The following is a 5,861-nucleotide window of genomic DNA, read 5'->3' on the forward strand; positions in this document are numbered from 1 at the left end:
TGGTCGGACGGCTGCTGCTGCCGTCTGTGATGGCGTTGGCGCCCATGGGCGCGGGCGCCGAAACGCGCGGCATTCTTCGACGACCTGGTGCAGGGCTGGTCGCTCGAGGGCACTTCGACGCCCGCGTCGCGCAACCTTGCGGCGTCTGGCAGCCCTGGCGACTCCGACTGGGGTTCCGGCTCGCGCTCTGAACCGGACGACCCGAACCGCGTCAACGAGTCCGAAGTCGACGATCGCGATCACGGAGCCTCGGAGGCCTGGAACGTGGAGTCGTTTGTCCACTCCCTGGGAGTCGCCGACCAGATCGTGCACGATGACCCCGACGTCACGCCGACTCCACAGGAGCTTGCCAACTGGGCGACCGAGCAGTTCGCACATGCCCCCGCGGAATTCGCCCACGGCGACGATGTCGTCACCGAGGATGCCGCCGACTTTGACTTCCGTCACCGCCTAGCCCACCTGCACCCGGCGAACACGGCGGTCTACACCGGTGACTGGGAGGCGGAGTTCGCCGCGGTCGCCGGGCGGCTGAGGTGGCGGGAGGACACGCACGCCAAGGCCGACCGGATCGTTCAGGACGTCTTCGGTGAGGTACACGAAGGCGTCCGCGACCTCGTCGCCGAGCAGATCTACGCCGACGGCGTCACGCGTACCGAGAACGGCCGCATACTTGCTCATTGGGCCCACCGACAGATGGCAGTGCAGCAATACCGGAACCGGTTGGACAGCAGGAACTTCCGGACCGAAGAAGCACGCGCCGCCGCGTGGGAAACGGCATACCAGGAGCTTCAGAGTCAGGAGCTCGACGAGAACACCCACCGGCTGGCATTCGAGATCGTGGAGATCGTCTTCGGGGACCTCCCGACGATGACCGACGCGCAGATACACAACCTCAGCGAGACCCAGCGGCGGGTGCTGAACCGCAGCCTCGCCGTCGCGAGCCTGGTCGGCCTCCAGATCGAGGCGGACCGCGGGGCCACCAAGAACGCGTTGGACTTCGCCGAGTGGGTGGACAAACATCAGCGTGCCGAGCTGCAGGACGACGAAACGTTCGACGAGGACGCGCTTTTCAACGACGACGGCCAGCCCACCACGCTCGGCCACGGCGAACCGCACGACCACGATGGTGAGTCAAGCAGCGACCACGGTTCGGGCGACGTTGACGCCACGCGTTACCAGGCGCCGCACGGCTTCGGGCAGGGGCGCGGGTCGGTCGCGTTCCACAACGAGGCCGACGCCATGCAGACCCGCAACGCCGACCTCGCCCCCGCGGACCGCACCTTCCCGGTCTCCCTTGTGCGGCCCCCCATGGTCGAGCCGCAGCGGCCGGGCAGAGTGGAATTCAAGTCGTACGGCTTCACCGACGACACCACCCGGCCGTCGCTCGAGGTCATGCAAGCGTTGGAGCTGCAGGCCGAACGGCTCGCCGACGCAATCGTCTTCAGGCACCGGCGTGGCATTGCCCCGCCGGAGGTGGTGATCGAGGGCGGCGGCACGGATCTGGGCGACGAACGCCGCAACAACATCGCGGCCCTGCTGGAGGTCGCGGTCGACCGCCAGCTGGACGTGGTGCAGCGAGACGTGGACCCGAGCGCCCGTATCACCCGAGGCGACACGCGTCTCTCGATTCAGAAGAGCTCCGAAGACGCCAACCGGACAAGCAGCGTGCGCGTCATCGTGGACGGCACGGTGGCTGCTTCGGCGCCATCAGATGTCGTTCCCGCCACGCCGTTACCGTCAGCGCCGGAATCGGCGCCTGTCGTCGTCGAGATCGGCGAGGACGGCGAGATCCCGCCGATGGACGACTTCGTCCGCTACGTCGCCGCCGCGGGGCTTGAACACCACATGGTGGTGCGAGGTGGCGGGGAACAGGGCGGCCCGCGGCGGCAGGAGGTGATCCGGGATCTCACCGAGGCGTTCAATGCCTTTACGCACGGGCCGAACGCCATCACCATCACCGACGAGGCGGGCGATGGGCCTGTCACGATCGAGGTCGACTGGTCGCGGCCAGAGACTCAGACGCGGTCGGCGGCCGTTCCGGTCGATGTGGACTTCTCGGTCGAGGACGGGCGTGCCGGCACCCAGGGCGGCCCGTTTGTACGGGTCGGCGCCGACACGCCGCCGAGCGCTCCGGGCTCTTCGGGCGTCGAGCCCGTTCCGGCGCCGACTCGCGGCACCCCGACGCAGACGCGCGGGGACGCGGTGGCTGCCCCGGCGCCAACAGAGGTCGACATTCCCACCACGCCGTTCGCGGCGGTGCAGCAAGATGAGCCCGCCATCGGGCTCGCAACAACGTTCGACGGTGTGCGGGACGTGGATGTCTTCCTGGCTGGCTCGCTGGTCAGGCTGACCGACACGTTTGCGTTCATGACTGTGCTGGACAAGGTGCGGAACCGGCCGGACGTGCTGCGGGTCATCGTGACCGCTCGCCGCGAAGAGCCTTATGGTTTGGCCCTGATCCATTCTGTCGATTTCCCGGACGCGCGGAAGCTGTCGGACGCGGTGCGTTCGCGTGCTGCTGTGGGCGGGGATGTGATGGGGTTGCTCGCCGGTATCGAGCACGACACGATGTCGGTGCTCGTGCTCGCGGAGATCCACCTGGCCGTGCACGGGCGCGACCTCTTCAAGGACGCGCCGGGTTTGGCTGACGCTGTCCGCGCGGTACCTGCTGAACCGCCCCCCCGGTCTGATGCCATCGGTCACCGCGCAGCCACGATGCCGCGGCGCTCCTACGAGATCGGCCAGCTCGAACGCACGTTGTGGGGCTACCACAACCTCTACAGCTCGGACATCAGGTTCGACGACATCAGGTTCGACATTCTGCTCACGAATACCAGATCGGAGAACGTGCGACTCCGCTACGGCCACGCGTGGGTCGAGATCGCGTTCCCGATCGGGTCAAGCGGGCTCCGAGGCCGCACGTTCTCTGCGGGGTTCTGGCCGGAGGGCCACGTGACCCGCACCGCGGTGCAGCCGGGCGAGCTGCGCAGCCCCGACTTCATGTCGGTCCCGGATGTGGTCGTGCCCGGCCGGGTAACGAGGCGCGAGCTCGACCGCGGTCTGGTGTTCATCCGGCACGTGCAGAACGCGCCGTACTACTGGCTCACGAACAACTGCACCGCCTTCGCGGAGAATCTGTACTCGAAGATGACTGACCGCAAGATCTCGCTCGCTGGATTCGATGGCGTGATGTCGAAGGGGCCAGCTAAGTACAGGGTGCGCGATCGGGAGATCCCGGCCGAGGCATTCGACGTCAGTGGCACTATCGTCACCGAGCTGGACGGGCTGAACGCCGCGGGCGAGCTCGCCAAGTTCGTCAACGCGTACCGGGACCAGCTCGTGGCTGGCTTGCGCGAGGGGTTGCCCGCGCAGCCGGTCCGGATCACCGTTCCCAAGTCTGATACCAGGGAAGCGGCGCGTGTGCGCTACGACTTCCGCTTCGCACTCGAGCGGGAGCTGTCGACCGCGCTGCCCAAGCGGGCCCACCGGTTTGTCATGAGTGATGTGCCGGTCGTCGTGCGGAACGTCAAGGGATATACCGGGCCTGTCCGCATCGAGTTCCCGCCGCCTGTCTTCCCGTCGCCTGTCGTTGTTGAGTCGCCGCAGCGTGAGATGTTGCGGGGTGTTGGGTCTGACGACAAGGTCTTCTACTTCACCGCTGGCGATGTGCGGACTGTGGCGTTGTTCAAGAATGGGCAGGTCGTCGGCGCGTCGTTTCCTTCCGGCCGTCGGGGAGTGACAGCCGCGCAGCACGAAAAGTTCACCGTCGCGTTCGCGAAGAATGCGGACAAGGAGACCTTGTCCCAGGTGTACACGGTGAGTGGCGGGGGCTCGGCGGAGCAAGGCGTCGAGCGGTGGAGCGCGGCGGCGAAGGCGCCGTGGAGTGACGAGCAGGATCCGCCGGTGTTCATCGACGCGCACGGTTCCGGCAGGTCTGTGGATGTGCAGCTGAACAGTGGCGAGATCGTCTCGATGGCTCTCGAGGCGTTCGCCAAGGTGGTCGCGAGGACAGCGCCCATCCGGGACGCGATGTGGGGCAACCCGAAGTCGCCGGTGGTGCTGCTCATCTGCAATGCGCTGCAGGGTGCCGCGACCGAGATCAATCGCGAGCTGCTGGCCCAGGGCTTGCAAGTACGCGTCTACGCCACCGACGGTCAGCTCTACCTGCGTGAGGACGGGCGTGCCGGCACCCAGGGCGGCCCGTTTGTACGGATCGGCGCCGACACGCCGCCGAGCGCTCCGGGCTCTTCGGGCGTCGAGCCCGTTCCGGCGCCGACTCGCGGCACCCCGACGCAGACGCGCGGTGGCACGGACAGCTCGGCCTCGTCGGCCTCGTCGGTGGTCTCGCACCCCTCTGCCGGACACACGATAGGAACGTGAGTCTTCGAACACGATCCCGGAACCGCAGATCTTCGTCACCGACCCGGACGGCAACGAGAATCCCGCAGCCACGTTCGACTCCCAGCCAGTCGGCATGCCCGCATTCCCGCGCACGTACGGGACAGCCGCGCGCTCGGTCTCGTGAAGGCCACGCAGGAGACGAAGGTCGGCTCCGAGGTCGCGGGACTCGTCAGCGGCCTGCTGGATGGCGAGGTCGACGGCCTGAACGCCATCGAGACGAGGGTGGCGGATCTCCGAGCCGGTGCGACGCTTGAACGCAGAGTTCGACTTCGTCGTCCGGTACGCCGCACGCACTGGCGATCTTCACGACGTCCATCGGAGAACATCGAATCACCGCACTGCTCAGCTGGGACAGCTTCGCCGTGGAGAAACCGACGATCTCCTTCAGGTCCTCCAGAGACCAGTTCCGCTTTTTGCGCCAGCCGAGCACTCTCCGGCTGAGCGCGCGAACCTCCAGGCTCGCCTTCCCGTCAATCAGCTTCGCGGCCATCGGTCTCAGTCAGCGTGGTGGTAGAGCGTTCGACGACTGCGGCGACGTAAAGACCTGCCTTGAGTTGGCTGTCGCGTCGTTGCACCTGAAGGACGATGTCGAGCAGGAGAAGAGTCACGGCGGTGTGGAGAAGAGCCACGGCGAGAGTCGGCCAGTCCTGTGACGTGAAGGCGGCGAAACCTCCGCACGCCAACGTCGCGGCGAGCAGGACGAGACCCACAGGCCTTGAGATCAGGTCACGTCCAAGGGGAAAGACGTTGTCGACGTGCCGCTGGATCTCCCGTCGTACGCAGAGGTCCTGGTTCTTGCCGGCGTCGATCGCCTCGCGCTGTCGTTGCGCGACAACGTCCACAGCGGCGTGCTGGATCGTGCAGGCTTCGATCTTGTCCATCAGTTCGTCCACTTTCAACACTCATGAGGCATCGGAAGGTCTTCATCAGGCGGCGCTGATGTCGACCTGCTGGTCCAGCTCGACAGCGAGCAGAGCCAGCGTGGTGACGAGTTCCCTGAACTGAGCGGCCTTGTCTGCAGCTGGCAAGGCTTGGCCCTCCAGCTCATCGCTTCGTACGACCGGAGAAGCCTTCGACTTCGCGGGTCTTGGCCATGGCAGGAGGTGTTCGTGTTCCCTCCACACCGCGTCGCACTTCTCGCAGGTAGGCCAGCAGCGTTCAGAGTCCGCCCACTTGTCGGTCGACGCGGTCACTTCGAGGTCACAAAGGGTGTTGCCCACCTCGTTCGCGGCGAGCTCCTGAGGTATCGCATGGCGCGACCCCTCGTGGGGCTGCCACTTGAAAGGACGAGGCATGACCGATCACTTCCCGTGGACCTGTGTGCGTCGAGCGCTCGTGGTGTCGGTGGTGACCTACTGAAACCCTCCTGCGGATATCCGCACCAGCCCGCGAAGTTGCCTCAAATGTCCCCTGAACGTCCCCTGAGAACACGCATAGAGCGAGCCCGAAAAGAGCGTAAC

At 66.4% G+C, this 5,861-nt stretch carries 3 protein-coding genes and 1 pseudogene; 1 reads left to right on the forward strand and 3 read right to left on the reverse strand.

The genetic code is table 11. From position 1 onward, the window contains the following. Positions 1 to 87 precede the first annotated feature (87 nt). On the forward strand, positions 88 to 4,380 hold the full coding sequence (locus ABZX92_RS44800; RefSeq protein WP_355572134.1) for a hypothetical protein: 4,293 nt from the start codon (positions 88 to 90) through the stop codon (positions 4,378 to 4,380). A gap of 190 nt (positions 4,381 to 4,570) precedes the next feature. Here ABZX92_RS44800 and ABZX92_RS44805 read toward each other — a convergent pair whose 3' ends face one another. The 3 genes and pseudogenes from ABZX92_RS44805 to ABZX92_RS44815 form a co-directional block, all read right to left on the reverse strand. Then, positions 4,571 to 4,891 (reverse strand): helix-turn-helix transcriptional regulator, encoded by a 321-nt coding sequence (locus tag ABZX92_RS44805; RefSeq protein WP_355572136.1) that lies wholly within the window; start codon positions 4,889 to 4,891, stop codon positions 4,571 to 4,573. After that, the gene (locus tag ABZX92_RS44810; RefSeq protein ID WP_355572138.1) at positions 4,872 to 5,282 is read right to left on the reverse strand and encodes a hypothetical protein; all 411 of its coding nucleotides are present in this window, start codon (positions 5,280 to 5,282) and stop codon (positions 4,872 to 4,874) included. Before ABZX92_RS44810 ends, ABZX92_RS44805 begins: the two co-directional genes overlap by 20 nt. Before the next feature lie 234 nt (positions 5,283 to 5,516). Beyond that, a pseudogene (locus tag ABZX92_RS44815) lies at positions 5,517 to 5,696 on the reverse strand (zinc finger protein); the annotation flags it as partial. Between the last annotated feature and the right edge of the window lie 165 nt (positions 5,697 to 5,861).

The organism is Lentzea sp. NPDC006480 (genome assembly GCF_040611995.1).
GTDB lineage: Bacteria > Actinomycetota > Actinomycetes > Mycobacteriales > Pseudonocardiaceae > Lentzea.